Source organism: Mixta tenebrionis (assembly GCF_006517625.1).
In the GTDB taxonomy this organism is placed as follows: domain Bacteria; phylum Pseudomonadota; class Gammaproteobacteria; order Enterobacterales; family Enterobacteriaceae; genus Mixta; species Mixta tenebrionis.
Genome location: NZ_VHQI01000005.1, coordinates 1 through 13,324, shown reverse-complemented (window position 1 = coordinate 13,324; position 13,324 = coordinate 1). Strand labels below are relative to the sequence as shown.

The 13,324-nt window shown below is 54.5% G+C and carries 11 protein-coding genes; all 11 read left to right on the top strand.

Going from position 1 to position 13,324, the window contains the following annotated elements; translation table 11 throughout:
* Position 1: 1 nt before the first annotated feature.
* Entirely contained in the window at positions 2–457 is a 456-nt protein-coding gene (gene tssE / locus FKM52_RS09155; RefSeq protein ID WP_141175911.1) for a type VI secretion system baseplate subunit TssE, read from the top strand.
* A gap of 31 nt (positions 458–488) precedes the next feature.
* Positions 489–1,832: a VasL domain-containing protein gene (locus FKM52_RS09150; RefSeq protein WP_281284983.1), complete on the top strand. Its 1,344-nt coding sequence runs from the start codon at positions 489–491 to the stop codon at positions 1,830–1,832.
* Positions 1,833–2,396: 564 nt separating this feature from the next.
* Positions 2,397–2,684 carry a hypothetical protein gene (locus tag FKM52_RS09145; RefSeq protein ID WP_141175910.1) on the top strand — a complete coding sequence of 96 codons (288 nt, stop codon included), beginning with the start codon at positions 2,397–2,399 and terminating at the stop codon, positions 2,682–2,684.
* A 47-nt stretch (positions 2,685–2,731) separates the two neighbouring features.
* Entirely contained in the window at positions 2,732–2,860 is a 129-nt protein-coding gene (locus FKM52_RS22100) for a hypothetical protein (protein WP_281284982.1), read from the top strand.
* Positions 2,857–4,197 (top strand): type VI secretion system baseplate subunit TssK, encoded by a 1,341-nt coding sequence (gene tssK / locus FKM52_RS09140; protein ID WP_141175909.1) that lies wholly within the window; start codon positions 2,857–2,859, stop codon positions 4,195–4,197. Before FKM52_RS22100 ends, tssK begins: the two co-directional genes overlap by 4 nt.
* The gene (gene tssL / locus FKM52_RS09135) at positions 4,194–4,883 is read left to right on the top strand and encodes a type VI secretion system protein TssL, short form (RefSeq protein WP_141175908.1); all 690 of its coding nucleotides are present in this window, start codon (positions 4,194–4,196) and stop codon (positions 4,881–4,883) included. The genes tssK and tssL overlap by 4 nt, the downstream gene beginning before the upstream one ends.
* A complete protein-coding gene (locus FKM52_RS09130) occupies positions 4,880–6,547 on the top strand; it encodes an OmpA family protein (protein WP_141175907.1) in 1,668 nt (555 codons plus the stop codon). Before tssL ends, FKM52_RS09130 begins: the two co-directional genes overlap by 4 nt.
* 144 nt (positions 6,548–6,691) lie before the next feature.
* Complete coding sequence (locus FKM52_RS09125; RefSeq protein WP_141175906.1) at positions 6,692–9,067, top strand: type VI secretion system Vgr family protein; 2,376 nt, start codon at positions 6,692–6,694, stop codon at positions 9,065–9,067.
* Positions 9,068–9,077: 10 nt separating this feature from the next.
* On the top strand, positions 9,078–9,929 hold the full coding sequence (locus FKM52_RS09120) for a DUF4123 domain-containing protein (protein ID WP_141175905.1): 852 nt from the start codon (positions 9,078–9,080) through the stop codon (positions 9,927–9,929).
* A gap of 13 nt (positions 9,930–9,942) precedes the next feature.
* The gene (locus FKM52_RS09115) at positions 9,943–12,564 is read left to right on the top strand and encodes a T6SS effector BTH_I2691 family protein (RefSeq protein ID WP_141175904.1); all 2,622 of its coding nucleotides are present in this window, start codon (positions 9,943–9,945) and stop codon (positions 12,562–12,564) included.
* Between the two features lie 514 nt (positions 12,565–13,078).
* On the top strand, positions 13,079–13,324 hold a 246-nt coding region (locus tag FKM52_RS22210; RefSeq protein WP_425462650.1), incomplete at its 3' end, for a DUF6708 domain-containing protein.

Here is a 13,324-nt window from a genome sequence, read left to right as displayed (position 1 = left end):
CATGCCCTATATTCATCATTCGCCTTCGCTCTATGAAATGCTGACCGGCAACTTTACCGGCGGTCTCGATCTGCAGCAGGTCAGCGAGGAGAATCAGCTCATCCTGTCGGTGCTGGATAATATGCAGCGCATTCTCAACGCCCGCGCCGGTACGCTGGCGCACCTGCCCGATTACGGCCTGCCGGATATGACGAAGATCCTGCAGGGTATGCCCGGCACCGCCCATCAGCTGATGACCACCCTTTCCGGCGTGCTGTTGAAATATGAGCCCAGGCTGAAAAAAATTGCGGTTGTGATGCTGGAACAAACGCAGCCGGGCGAGCTGCGTTACGCCATTGACGCCGAGCTGAAGGGGATAGGGCTGGTGCGCTACGGCACCGAGTTTATGCCGGAAGGGCGCGTGCTGCTGCGCCATCTGAAACAGCAGCAGTTTATCCACAACGGCTCCGTTTATTAATTTTCTTGTTTGATTTCCCGGAATAAATCGTGTGAAAAATGCTAACGATATCAAAACCGGCGGCGATCCGCGCATGCTGCCGGATTATGCCGCTCTGCGCAATGAACTCAGCAAGTTATCCCACCCGGCCAGACCGGACGTTGACTGGCGGCACGTTGAAAGCCTCAGTCTGGCGCTGTTCGGGCAGAACGGCGTAGATTTGCAAACCGCGGCCTGGTACAGCCTTGCCCGCACGCATATTGACGGTCTGCGCGGCTTAAATGAAGGCCTGGCGCTGACGGACACGCTGACGGCGCGCCACTGGGCGGTGATGTGGCCGGCCAGCACCCATGGACGGATAGAAATTATCTCTGGCCTCAGCCAGCGGCTGCAAAAAGTGTTTCGCACGCTGGCGCTGAACGATGCTGACGATTTGCCGCTGCTGTATCAGGCTGAAAAACGGTTAAGCGATCTGGGCGAAACGCTGGCGCGCCATAAAGTGAGGCAGGCGAGCGGAACGGATATTCTGCTGCGACAGGTTAAGCAGGCGATCGTCCGGCTGGAGAATCTGGCCGGCGTCGGGGAGGCGTCGCCCGCGGTGGCGCTGCCTGCTGAGGCGCTGGCGCCGCCGGAACGGCAGCCCGCTGCGGATAATGTTATTTCACTGCGGCCTGCGCCCGGCAGCGAGATAGCCAGGCCCGCGGGAAAAGGCGGCTTCAGATATTTTATCGCCGGCGTCGGCGCCGCTTTGCTGGCTGGCGCGGCGCTGCTGTGGGGCTGGACAACCCTGCAGCAGCCGGTTGATGAGGAAAAACTGCTGGCCGCGACGATGACGCCGCTGCCGCTATTTTTAACCGATGCGCAGCTACAGCAGCTGCAGCATTCAACCAGCATTATGCAGCGAAGCGAAGAGTGGGCGGAGCAGACCTACGCTCAGCTGGAGCGCATGATGACGCTGTCGCCCGACTGGCGCCAACGTTACGGACAGCAGCTGGCGCTGCAGGCGCAGGCGCTGTGGCCGGATAATCCGCAAACGGAAGAGGTGGTTCGCCGCTGGCGGCAAAGTATCGAAGCTAATGCGCTGCCTGTTGAGGCGCTGGGCGGCTGGCATGAGGGTATGCAGCAGCTGCAGCAGCTGGCGGATCGCCTGAACGCGCTGGATGAAAAGCGCGGTAAGTATATGACGGTCAGCGAGCTGAAAACGGCGGTATATGCAGCCCAGAAAGCGTTTAACCGCGCAGTGCCTGCGGAAGAGCGGCTGCGAAGATATGTCGCTGCGCAGGAACAGCGCGCTGAAACGGGAGCGGAACAGCGGCAGGCAGCCACCGCGCTGGACCTGCTGCAAAACCGTTATTTTCTTATTGGACAGAAAGAGACGTTAAACAACGACGATTAACGCGCGTCCCGGACGCGCTTATTCACGCAACGCGTAATTATTGCTGATGAGCGCAATAATAATCGGCTTGCCGGCTAATTATTTTGAGGTGGCGAAATGGCGAGCGCGTTAATTGCGCCGATATCCGTGCTCGCTGATGATAATCCTTCGCGGAGATCCGTGCAGGCGGCGCGTTAATTGTGTCTGCCGGCGCTTGTGACAATAAACCTTAACGGGGAGCCGTGCAGGCGACACATTAACTTACGCCCGCGCTTAATTTCCGCAATGTAGCTGCGCTAAAAAACGGAGGGATATCCTGATTGTTAACAGTCCAGATCCTGTCGTTGAGTCAGGCTCTGGCGCTGGCCGCGCTAACAAACCTCTGCTGTTTTAAAGTTCTTTAAAACAGCAGGTTTTTCTCAACTTAATACGAAAGATTTGCTAATTATTAATGGAAAAATCTTATTAATTTTATCAATTAAGCCAACGGGAGGAATAATTGCTTCTTTCGTGCTTAATAATTTATTATTGCACGCAGGGAAATGTGATGCAGAAAATATCACGCAGCGCTAAAAGGAATTATTCATGAATGACCGCTTTCGGCGGAAATTACCGCAGGCGCGTATCCACCTGAATTTTGCTCTGTCTGCCGGCCCGGCCCGGAAAAAAGCGCGCCTGCGCCTGAGTTTGCCGCCCGCCGGCGATGACCGCTATGGCCGAACCATGTCGCCCACCTCCGAAGGTCAAAAAATTAATATTAATAAAAATAAAGCTCACAGCGTTTTTGCTGGCTGCGCCCCTCTGGAAAAGCTATGGCGCAGCCCGACGCTGGGCGTTGGGCCGCACAGCGAGCCGTCTGCGCTGGCGTCATAGCAGGCGTAACGGCAACCGGATTAACGGATTAACAAGAGAAGATGCTGATGTCTGTACAACATAAAAACGCTGCGGACGGCGTGAGCCAGGTGCTGGAACGTCCGGGATTGGGGCGCCTGTACGTCTCGTCGTCGAAAAATATCAACCTGCAGCCGCATAAGGCAGGTGAACGGTGAAGACGGAACAACCTTTATGGGGCCGCGGCATAATGATCGCGCCCCAGCATTTCCAACAGCAGGCCGCCTGGACCGCCTGGACCGCAGAATGTATCGCGCAAATGGGACTTAACCATCCGTGGGGGGTTATTGAAGCCAGCTTTGAGCCGGATATGCTGAAGCTGGGGCGCCTGCAGGCGCGCCGGCTGCACCTGCGTTTTCAGGACGGTACGCTGATCGATACCGATAACGCCGATCCTCTGCCGCCCGCGCTGGCGCTTGACCGCGAGCAGCAGCAGGCGATCGTGGTGCTGGCGTTGCCGCTGCTGCGCGCCAACGGCGGCAACTGCCTGAAGCCGGAGGAGAGGGCGGAGCGTCCGGTGCGCTATCGCCAGCGCTGGCATGATGTCCGCAATCAGTTTGGCGATGACGATCGGCAGATTGCCGTTATACAGCCGGAGCTGACGCTGCGTTTTGCCCATCAGAACAACAGCGATTATCTCACCTGCCCGCTGGCGCGCCTGCAGCAGGATTCGCAGGGCGGCTGGACGCTGGATGAAACCTTTCTGCCGCCGCTGCTTACCCTGAGCGGCAGCCGCTGGCTGATGACCCAGCTGGAACTGCTGATGACCCAACTGCGCGCGCGTCTGAATCGTCTGATGGCGATGCGCCGCGAAAGCAATGAGCGGATGGCGGATTTCGCGGTAGCGGACGTTTCGCTGTTCTGGCTGCTGAATGCGCTTAACAGCGCCGAGCCGGTGCTTGGTCAGTTTCAGCATTTTCCACAGAGCGCGGCGGAGCGGCTCTATCCTGAGCTGGCGCGCCTGGCGGGCAGCCTGCTGACCTTCTCGCTGGAGCATCAGGTTAACGCGATTCCGGTCTATCAGCATCAGCAGCTCAACGACGTCTTTCCGCCGCTGTTTGAGCTGTTAAATGATCTGCTGGAGGCCAGCCTGCCGTCACGGGTGGTGGCGATTGAGCTGACGCACGACAAGCGGATGCGTCAGTGGCTGGCCCGTTTGCAGGATCCGCGTCTGCGTGAAGGCGCCGACTACTATCTCTCGGTGCGTTCGCCGCTGCCGGTGGCGCAGCTGCAGGAGCAGTTCCCGCGCCAGTGTAAAGTCGGCAGTCCTGACTACGTTACCAGCCTGGTTAACGCCTCCCGCCAGGGGATACCGCTCAGGCCGCTGCGGCATGTACCGGCGGCGATTCCGCTGCGCCTGGAAAACCAGTATTTCTCCCTCGATCTTTCCCACCCCGCCGCGCAGGAAATGCTGGAAAGCGGCAGCTGCATGTTCTACACGCCGGGCACGCTGGGAGAGCCTGAACTTGAACTTTATGCGGTACTGAGAACATGAGTGACAGCAAACGCGGAACCGCCGCGTCTATAGATATCGATGCGCTGCTGCAGGATACCTGGCTGCAGGTTATCAGCCTGCGTCACGGGCCGGAGTTTAAGGATGGCGAAGGCCGCATCCTGTGGGAGCGCTGCGTTGACGATGTGGAGCGCGTACAGAAAGCGCTGCGGCAAGCCGGGCTGGATGAGGCAGGCTGTCAGCATATTCTTATCGCCCAATGCGCGCTGCTGGATGAGGCGGTAAAAAGCCGCGGCGTACAGGATGACGCCTGCGTGCAGTGGTATAACCTGCCGCTGCAGGGGCACTTTCTCGGCACCATCGAGGCTGGAGACACGCTGTGCGATCGTATGCGCGATGTGCTGCGCGAGCCGGCGCCGGAAACGGCGGTAGTCACCTGTTTCCACCGGGTTATGCTGCTGGGCTTTCTTGGCGGCTATCGATCGCTGCACGCGCCTGAACGTGAAAAGCTGGTAAGGGCGCTTAGCGAGCAGGTTCCGCCGTTTAGCTATTCCCAGGAGCAGCCTGTTCTGGCGCAGGCGCAGGCCGGACGCGGCATGGGCGGCTGCTTCGCCTCCTGGCCAGCGCGTATTGGCCTCAGCGTGCTGGTACTGGCGGCGCTGTGGTGGGGGCTGGATCTCTGGCTCGATCGGATGCTGCTAACGCTGCTGCCTGAGGTGGTGAAATGAGTCCCCTGCAGCGGCATATGCTGGCGCTGTGGGCCGCGTTTCTGTCAGCCGTGGTCTGTCTGGTCTTTCTGCCGTTATCGCGCTTAAACGCTCTGCTGCTGACGCTGGCGATCTGGGCGTTAATCGCGGTAATTGCTTATGTCGCCAGCCGCCGTCAGAGCTATCAACCCGCCGTTAACCTGGATAATTTGCCGGACGCCGCCTATCGCCAGCCGATAGTGCTGGTCTGCGGCGACGTTCCGCAAAGCTGGCCGAATGAGACGCCGGTGCTGACGGTAACCCAGGGCTGCTGGATCAGAGTAGAAAACTATCTGGATATCGAACCGGTTGCGCGCCAGCTGCTGTGGCTGCGCCCCGGCTGGGGACGCCAGCTGGCGGTAATGGTGATGGTATCTCCCCAGCGGCACAGCGATACGGAAACCCTGACCAGCCGCCTGCTGGCGCTGCGCTGGCAGATTAGCCAGCTGCGTCGGGATAGCGGGCAGGCTGTCCCGCTGGTGCTGAGCGGCCTGGCGGGCAGCGCCATTATCAGTGAGATGCTCTGGCAGTCGGCGGTATCAGGCGAGGATCCGGCGCTCTGGCGCGCCGGCGCCGCGCCTTGCCCGGTAGCATCCTGGGTCGCCGGCGGCGGCGCCAGCGCCATGCGGCAGCAGGCGTTGATGAATTCTCTGATGAGCTGGTTTCAGCAGCATGTTTCCAGCGTATTTGTTGATGAGAACCCGGATATCCCACCGCTGCTTCCCGCCGCCGTCGTCTGGGGAATGGGGCCGATGCTATCCGCGCCCTCAGGCGCATCGCTCTGGACCGTCTGGCTACAGCAACATACCGCGCTACAAAATGTGGCTGGCTGGCAGCCGGTTGATACGACAGCCGCCTTATCGTCGCCGCTGCCTGACTTTATTTTTCCTCTGCTCCCCAGCGGGCAGGGGCTGACGCCGCGTCAGCGGGCATGGCGTTACGGGTTGGTTATTTTCACGCTTGCCGCCATCGTCGCCCTGTGCAGCAGTGGCTGGAACAACCGTCAGCTGCTGCGCCGTCTTAGCTTCGATATTCAGCACTATAACCATATCGCAATGGATGATTATGCGCCTAAAGCTGAGGCGGTAAAGGTGTTGCGCGCGGATGCGGCGCAGCTGGATAACTGGGCGCGCAACGGCGAACCGCTGCGGCTGGGGTTGGGACTCTATCAGGGCGGCCGCCTGCGATTGCCGCTGCTGGAGGCCATTCGCTCTTATCTTCCGCCGCCGCCTCCTCCACCGCCGGAGCCTGAACCGGAAGCGCCGCCGTCTATCATACGCCTCGACAGCATGTCGCTGTTTGATTCCGGTAAGTCGGCGCTGAAGCCTGGTTCAACACGGCTGCTGGTAAATTCGCTGCTGGGCATTAAGGCGAAACCCGGCTGGCTGATCGTCGTGGCGGGCCATACCGACAACACCGGTAATACGCAGAAAAACCAGGCGCTCTCCCTGAAACGTGCCGAAGCGGTGCGCGACTGGATGCGCGACAGCGGGGACGTGCCGGAAAGCTGCTTTGCGGTGCAGGGCTACGGCGAAAGCCGCCCGGTTGCCGACAATGACACGCCGGAAGGAAGGGCGAAGAACCGGCGCGTGGAAATCAGTCTGGTGCCGCAGGCGAACGCCTGTCAGGAGCCGGACGCTGAATAACGATGCCACAATTGGCAACCAGACCTGATGCGCTTGGGTAACAGCGATGGGCGGTAGCGTAGCTAAAATCCAGGATTGTCTCCGCAGGGGAAGAGGACACAGGTTGCCTGCAGGCGGAGAAGCATCAACGGAAGGAGACAACGCATGAATACTAATCCTACCTTCATAAGGTTCAGTCACAGCCATCATCTGCTGGCGGTGCGGGACTGCCACGCCCTACTGGACGTGCTGGCCTTCGAGGGAGAAGAGCGGCTAAGCCAGCCGTTTCGTTATCGCATTGAATTTACCAGCTCCGATCACGCCATTAGCCGGGAGGCGATGCTGATGAAGCCCGCCTCCCTGACGCTGCAGGCGCCGGTAGCGCAGGGTTTCGGTCTTAAAATCCAGCAGCCGGTGCGCGTCATGCAGGGCGTGGTTACCGGATTTGAGCGCCTCAGCACCTCAAGGGATGAAACCCGCTACGCGCTGACGCTGCAGCCGCGCCTGGCGTTGCTCGATCGCTCGCATCAGAACGCAATTTATCAGGATATGTCAGTACCGCAGATTGTGGAAAAAATCCTGCGCGAGCGTCACGGCCTGCGCGGCCAGGATTTTCTCTTTTCGCTGAGTCAGACGTACCCGCGTCGTGAGCAGGTGATGCAGTACGGCGAGGACGATTTGCACTTTATTACTCGCCTGCTGGGCGAGGTGGGTATCTGGTTTCGTTTCACTACCGATACGCGCCTCAACATCGACGTTGTGGAGTTCAGCGACAGTCGGCAGGGTTACGAAGCGGCGATAACTCTGCCTTCGGTGCCGCCTTCCGGGCAGCACGACGAGGGGGTGGAATCGGTATGGGGCATGGAGAGCCGTCACCGCGTGGTAGAGAAGCAGGTCAGCACCCGCGACTATAACTATCGTCAGGCGACGGCGGAGATGAATGCGCAGGCTGATGTCTCCCGCAGCGATGCCACCACCTATGGCGAAGCCTATCACTACGCCGATAATTATCTGACGGCGGGCAATGCCGCTGAGCGCTACCCGCAGCCGGAAACGGGCGCATTTTACGCCCGACTGCGCCATGAGCGCTACCTGAACGATCAAACGCGGCTTAAGGGGATAACCAGCTGCGCCACCCTGGCGCCGGGCCAGATATTGCAGGTCAGCGGCGGACAGGAGGTTACGGAAGTTTTCGCCAGGGGCGTGGTGATTACCCATATGCACAGCCATGCGCGACGTGACAGAAGTTTCGAAATCCATTTCGACGCCATCCCGGACAGCACCGATTACGGCTTCCGCCCCGCGCCGGGCGAGCGTCCGCTAATGGCGGGTACGCTTCCGGCACGCGTTACCAGCACCACTGAAAATGATACCTACGGCCATATCGATAAAGACGGGCGCTATCGCGTCAATATGCTGTTCGATCGCGACAGCTGGGAAACCGGCTTCGAAAGCCTGTGGGTGCGCCAGGCGCGCCCCTATGCTGGCGACACTTACGGCCTGCATTTGCCGCTGCTGGCGGGCACCGAGGTAGCGATAGGCTTTGAGGATGGCAACCCGGATCGTCCCTATATTGCCGGCGTGCTGCATGATTCGGCCCACCCGGATCACGTCACTATCCGTAACTACAAGCGCAACGTACTGCGCACGCCGAGTAATAACAAAATACGTCTGGACGACAGCCGCGGCCAGGAACATATCAAAGTCTCCACAGAATATGGCGGCAAAAGCCAACTGAACCTCGGCCACCTGGTGGACAGCGAGCGGCAGCAGCGGGGCGAGGGGGCCGAACTCCGAACTGATGACTGGATCGCTGTTCGCGGCGGCAAAGGGTTACTGCTAACTACGCAGGCGCAACCGAAGGCGATGGCGCAGCAACTGAGTATGGATGAAATTAAGCGTCAGCTCGCTGATGCATTAGCGTTGGTGCAATCCCTGTCTGATGTACTGATAACGGCAAAAATTGATGGATTGGATGAGAACAGCCAACAACAGTTTTTGCAGCAAAGCGTAGATCAGTTTCAAGAGCCGGTTATTGTTGCCGGAGCGCCCGGAGGTATAGCGCTGTCCACGCCTCAGCATATTCAGCTGAGCGCAAACCATAACCAAGTATTTACTGCTGGTGGTAATACAGAGGTCAGTGCGCTCAAACGCATGGTTCTGGCAGCTAAAAAAGGCTTTGTTGCATTTGTGCATGAATTAGGCATGAAACTGGTAGCAGCTAAAGGAAAGGTTGAAATTCAGGCACAGAGTGATGGTATGGATATCATTGCTGCCAAAGCGCTTTCTGTTGCCAGTACCGATGATGAAATTATCATTTCAGCTAAGAAGAAAATTACGCTGCGATGCGGTGGCTCTTTTCTGACAATTGACCCGACAAAAATAGAGAACGGCACCGGTGGTGAGTTTAACGTGAAGAGCGCTGACTTTAATTATGCTGGTCCTGCAATGCAGCAGGCTCCGTTCCCTAAATTTACCGCCTGTGAAAATGCAGCGTCTGAAGCGCTTATTCAGGGCAGTGCTACCGTACCGCTGAAGTGAGGACGCAAAGATGCAACCACACTACCTGAAAAATCCGCTGCCATTAGGCCAGCATGATTTTGCCATTATTGACAGAATGCAGCATCCGGATATTGATAAATCGTGGCCGGTGCTGGAAATGGTTTCACCCATGCTGCAACCTCAGGCTCCGCTCTATCCGTGGTTGCTGCCGCTAAAAGAGATGAAGGCGGATGGTTGGCAAACGCTGATGCAGCAGCTGGGACAGGCGACGTCTTCAGACGTACCTCCGCTATGTAAGTTAGTATTTCGAAGCGACTGCTCTGCGCAAGAGATTCGCAGTTCGCTGATTAAAGCCATGCTTTTTACTAATGAAAAACATCAAAATCATATCATTCGTTACTATGATCCGCGCGTATTAATTCACTTTTTCTGGATGTTTACATGGAAAGAGTTAATGGCTTTCCTTCCTGTTAATCAAATCACACACTGGACTCTGTGGATTGAAGGACAATGGCATAGCTTAGAGTATCGCTCCTCGCAAAGCGGTTCTGCTGACGCAGAAAGCGGCAATACTCCGCCATTTTCCCGGTTGCAAAATATTGGCTTGATAAACAGCGTATTAACTGAAATGAAAATTGTCAGTAATATTCAGGAGCGCCAGCGATGCAGTCGGGAGATCGAAAAATTATTAAATCAGGGCAGAGGTTTGGGACTTGAGCACGACGATGATTTAATTATTTTCGCCTGTAGTGCCTTAACTCGTTCGCCTGATTTTTGGCGCGCTCCTGTAATCCAGAATTTGCTAAAATATGCAAATAATAAGCCGGGCATATTTTTCCGAACAGTAAGAAACCTGAGTGATATTCAATGGCAGGAGATCGTTATTCAGTCAGGACGTTGAAAGGAATGTGACGATGGAAAAAAGTAATCAGGGTTGTGGTTTTTGCAGTCGCTATGGTTTACCTGTTTTACCAATACGTCCCGGCATTGCAGATAAGGACGATAAACTCCCTCACTTGCCGGAAGATGTTTATCCGTCTATTGTTCCTGGTGGAAAGACATCCTATACGGGGCGTTTACTGAGGGAGGGCTATCTCCATGTCTATGATGAGATGATCGACCGCTGGCAGGATTATTATGTAACGAAACAGGGCTATTATTATCCTTTACCTGGCTCTGGTTATATACCACCAGGCTTGTTAAGCGGTGAAATGAAGCCCTGCATAACCAAACCAGAAGAGCTGGCTCGCGCTTCTCTGGTGACTTTGCCGATAATGCCCCCTCCCATGAAGAACGGTGTATTCTGGTTTGGCTGGTCGGAAAATAAATGGACGCCAGCGGTCAGGAAAAAACATGAAGATCTTGGTGTTCGTCAGAAAACGATGCAAAAGTTTGATATGGACGCCTGGCTTAACAACAGACAGGGAGAAAATCTGATCGGTATTTCCCGGTTAAGCGATGTCGTCGCTGAACATAATACCCTATCCGTTTATGCTGAAATGACAGCTTATTCGGCATCATCTTTTCAGCCGCTTCCTGCTGCCAGCGCCAATTTATTACAGGCTGCTGAACAGTTAATGCCCGGCGGTGGCGCTATAATAGTTCTTCAGGACCCGGTTGCTGTCTTACAGGAAATTTCATCATTGCTGTCCTATCAGGTAGTGCGTGATCTTTACGCCAATGAAAAATTCCTGTGGAAATATGTGCTTGCCTCTACGATAACGGGCATGAAGGAGGCAATGACTCGTCAGTGTGCTCGCGATGTCATTTCAGAAACTGAATTTAGGGCGATGAGGGATAAGTTTGGAGTTAACACACGTGGAGCCATACCTCTCTTGCCATCACCAGAACTTGCAGAACAAAGTAATGCTTATCTGGATAGCAACCTGCAAAGGATAGTGCATGAAAAGTGGCAAACTTACGCGGCGCACTACGATGAAAAACAGCTTGAGCAGTTTGTTAAAGAATTTAACGAGGAAACAAAGCGCTATGATGACTCGGTTGTCATACCCGCGACTGAAATGTATCTGGCATGGTTCAAAAGTGAACTGACTACGGGTTACTTTAAATATAACTTTGATAAAACAGATATCGAGAGCGGATTCGACTATATTCAAACGGTTAATTATTGCATTACTGGTATGCAGGACAAAGCGTTGACGTTTCGCTATTTCACCGAGCAGCTGAAAAAGAGAACGGACGATGATGATAATATTCTAATGCGTGCGCTGGTGTTTAATCAGGATAAATTTTCAGAACGCTTTGAAGCCTATTTTCAGGATAAAAGCAGTTTATGGGATAAGCCATGGAGCTCTTTTGCCGATGCGTTCAAGGATACACTGGGCCAAATGCATGAGGCAGGAGCAGGCTACCTTGGCGCGTTTTTGGGTAATCTGACCGGTAGCGTTTCTTATCTTTTGCAAACGGCAGCCAAAAGCCGTTTAAGCTATCGTTTGTTTGGTATAATGGCGGCCAGCGTTCGGCGCGCCTTTATACCTATACCCCGGGTGGCGACAGAAGCTGAATTTGTTGAGGATATTGTCAGGGTAATGGGCCGAAACGCTGGCATTGCAGGTGATAAAACGGAAGACGTTTTACGTATGTATGTTCGCTGGGAAGTACGTCGTCTGAAAATTGATGGTCTGCCTCTTAGCGGGAACGGCGAGCGGAATTATATTGGCGCTATTGATTTGGAAGCTTTTGATAAACTGGCTGCATTGCCTGAAAGCCAACGTAATTATCGCCTGCAAGAGTCTTTGCGTACCGAGGCCGAGGTTGACAGGCTGCTGTTCGCTCGCTGGCAAAATCATGTTAACGCCAGCTTTAGCTCGATAAGGCAGAGTGTGCCGCTGGCGCTTGGTGTTGTTTCCATGGCTTTACAAACGGCGGCGCTATGGGTAAGTATGGATTTTAGTCATAAACCTCTTACCGCAAGCCAGCAGGAGGCCAGAAATCGCTTCTGGGCAGGTACATTATCATTAACGGGGACAACGGCTGGAACAATAGAAACGGCTATTATACGCTTTAATAAACTAGGCGCTGCTTTTTCTGGTTCTGCTGCAGAAAAAATTGCCGGATGGTTTGCTACAGCGGGACGTTGGCTTGGAGCTGCAGGGGGAGCTGTGACGGCGTATTATGATTATGCCCATATAAGTGAAGAATGGAACCATAATCGAAAGGGGCTGGCTTTTGCATATGGTGCATCTGCATTATCGGGATTGTATTTATCAGTTGCACCATTTATTAACTGGATGTGGATAAGTGATGCACTGATTAATATCGGAAGAGCTTTAGGTATACAATTCCTTGTGAGATTTGGAATTTGTGCTCCAGCTATTGGCCTTGCTTTGAGTTGGATTTCAGCTGGTATATTAGTAATTGCGGCATTTTATATTTCATGGAAACAAACTAATGATTTGCAAAAATGGCTGGAAAAAACTATGTGGGGAATTACGCCGGAAGGTATTTCTCCTGAAAAACACCCAACGATGCAGATAGAAATGCAGAGTCTAAAAGATATTATGCAGGTGGAGTAATTTATGGATTATGATGGATTGCTAATTAAGTATAAATACCGGGCTTCACCCGTATTAAAAGAAGATGAAATAAATCACCGCTTAATTCAGAGTGAAAAGATCGATCTGGGCGATCGAAACGTTATGGATGATACGGCCGTAATCCATTTCAGTTCAGGCTATATGGAAATAGTGGATAAGTGGTATTCAGTTAAAGGCTTTCTAACTGGTCCCGCTCTTAGTGCTTTTGTACTTTGCTGCTGGAGTGTGACTGACTTTTCATCGACGATGATACGCGAATACCTGCTTGGTCATCAGCGGGAATTCTTTTTCTGGGGGTTTGGTACGGGCGTCGTCATCATTTCCTTTTTACTGGCCTGGCTTTTCTCACTCATGCTCAGAGTCGAATGTTTTCGCTGGACCCATTATCCCGTTCGCTTTNTACCTGCTTGGTCATCAGCGGGAATTCTTTTTCTGGGGGTTTGGTACGGGCGTCGTCATCATTTCCTTTTTACTGGCCTGGCTTTTCTCACTCATGCTCAGAGTCGAATGTTTTCGCTGGACCCATTATCCCGTCCGCTTTGATCGTAAAAACAGGCGGGTGCACGTTTTCAGCACAGACGGAGATATCTACAGCGCCCCGTGGGATGAGATTTTCTTCACCACCGGCTGTTATACAAAAACAAGATTTAAACGTAAACATTATGATATCCGCGGTCACGTGCTGGCGGAAGACCGTAAAACGGTGCTGAGAACCTTCACGCTCCCGGTCTCCGCCTCG

Excerpts from the sequence above, each read along its gene's own strand:
- tssE (WP_141175911.1), top strand. The coding sequence starts at position 2 with ATGCCCTATATTCATCATTCGCCTTCGCTCTATGAAATGCTGACCGGC.
- FKM52_RS22100 (WP_281284982.1), top strand. The coding sequence starts at position 2,732 with ATGTCTGTACAACATAAAAACGCTGCGGACGGCGTGAGCCAGGTGCTG.
- FKM52_RS09145 (WP_141175910.1), top strand. The coding sequence starts at position 2,397 with ATGAATGACCGCTTTCGGCGGAAATTACCGCAGGCGCGTATCCACCTG.
- FKM52_RS09115 (WP_141175904.1), top strand. The coding sequence starts at position 9,943 with ATGGAAAAAAGTAATCAGGGTTGTGGTTTTTGCAGTCGCTATGGTTTA.
- FKM52_RS09120 (WP_141175905.1), top strand. The coding sequence starts at position 9,078 with ATGCAACCACACTACCTGAAAAATCCGCTGCCATTAGGCCAGCATGAT.
- tssL (WP_141175908.1), top strand. The coding sequence starts at position 4,194 with ATGAGTGACAGCAAACGCGGAACCGCCGCGTCTATAGATATCGATGCG.
- FKM52_RS09130 (WP_141175907.1), top strand. The coding sequence starts at position 4,880 with ATGAGTCCCCTGCAGCGGCATATGCTGGCGCTGTGGGCCGCGTTTCTG.
- FKM52_RS09125 (WP_141175906.1), top strand. The coding sequence starts at position 6,692 with ATGAATACTAATCCTACCTTCATAAGGTTCAGTCACAGCCATCATCTG.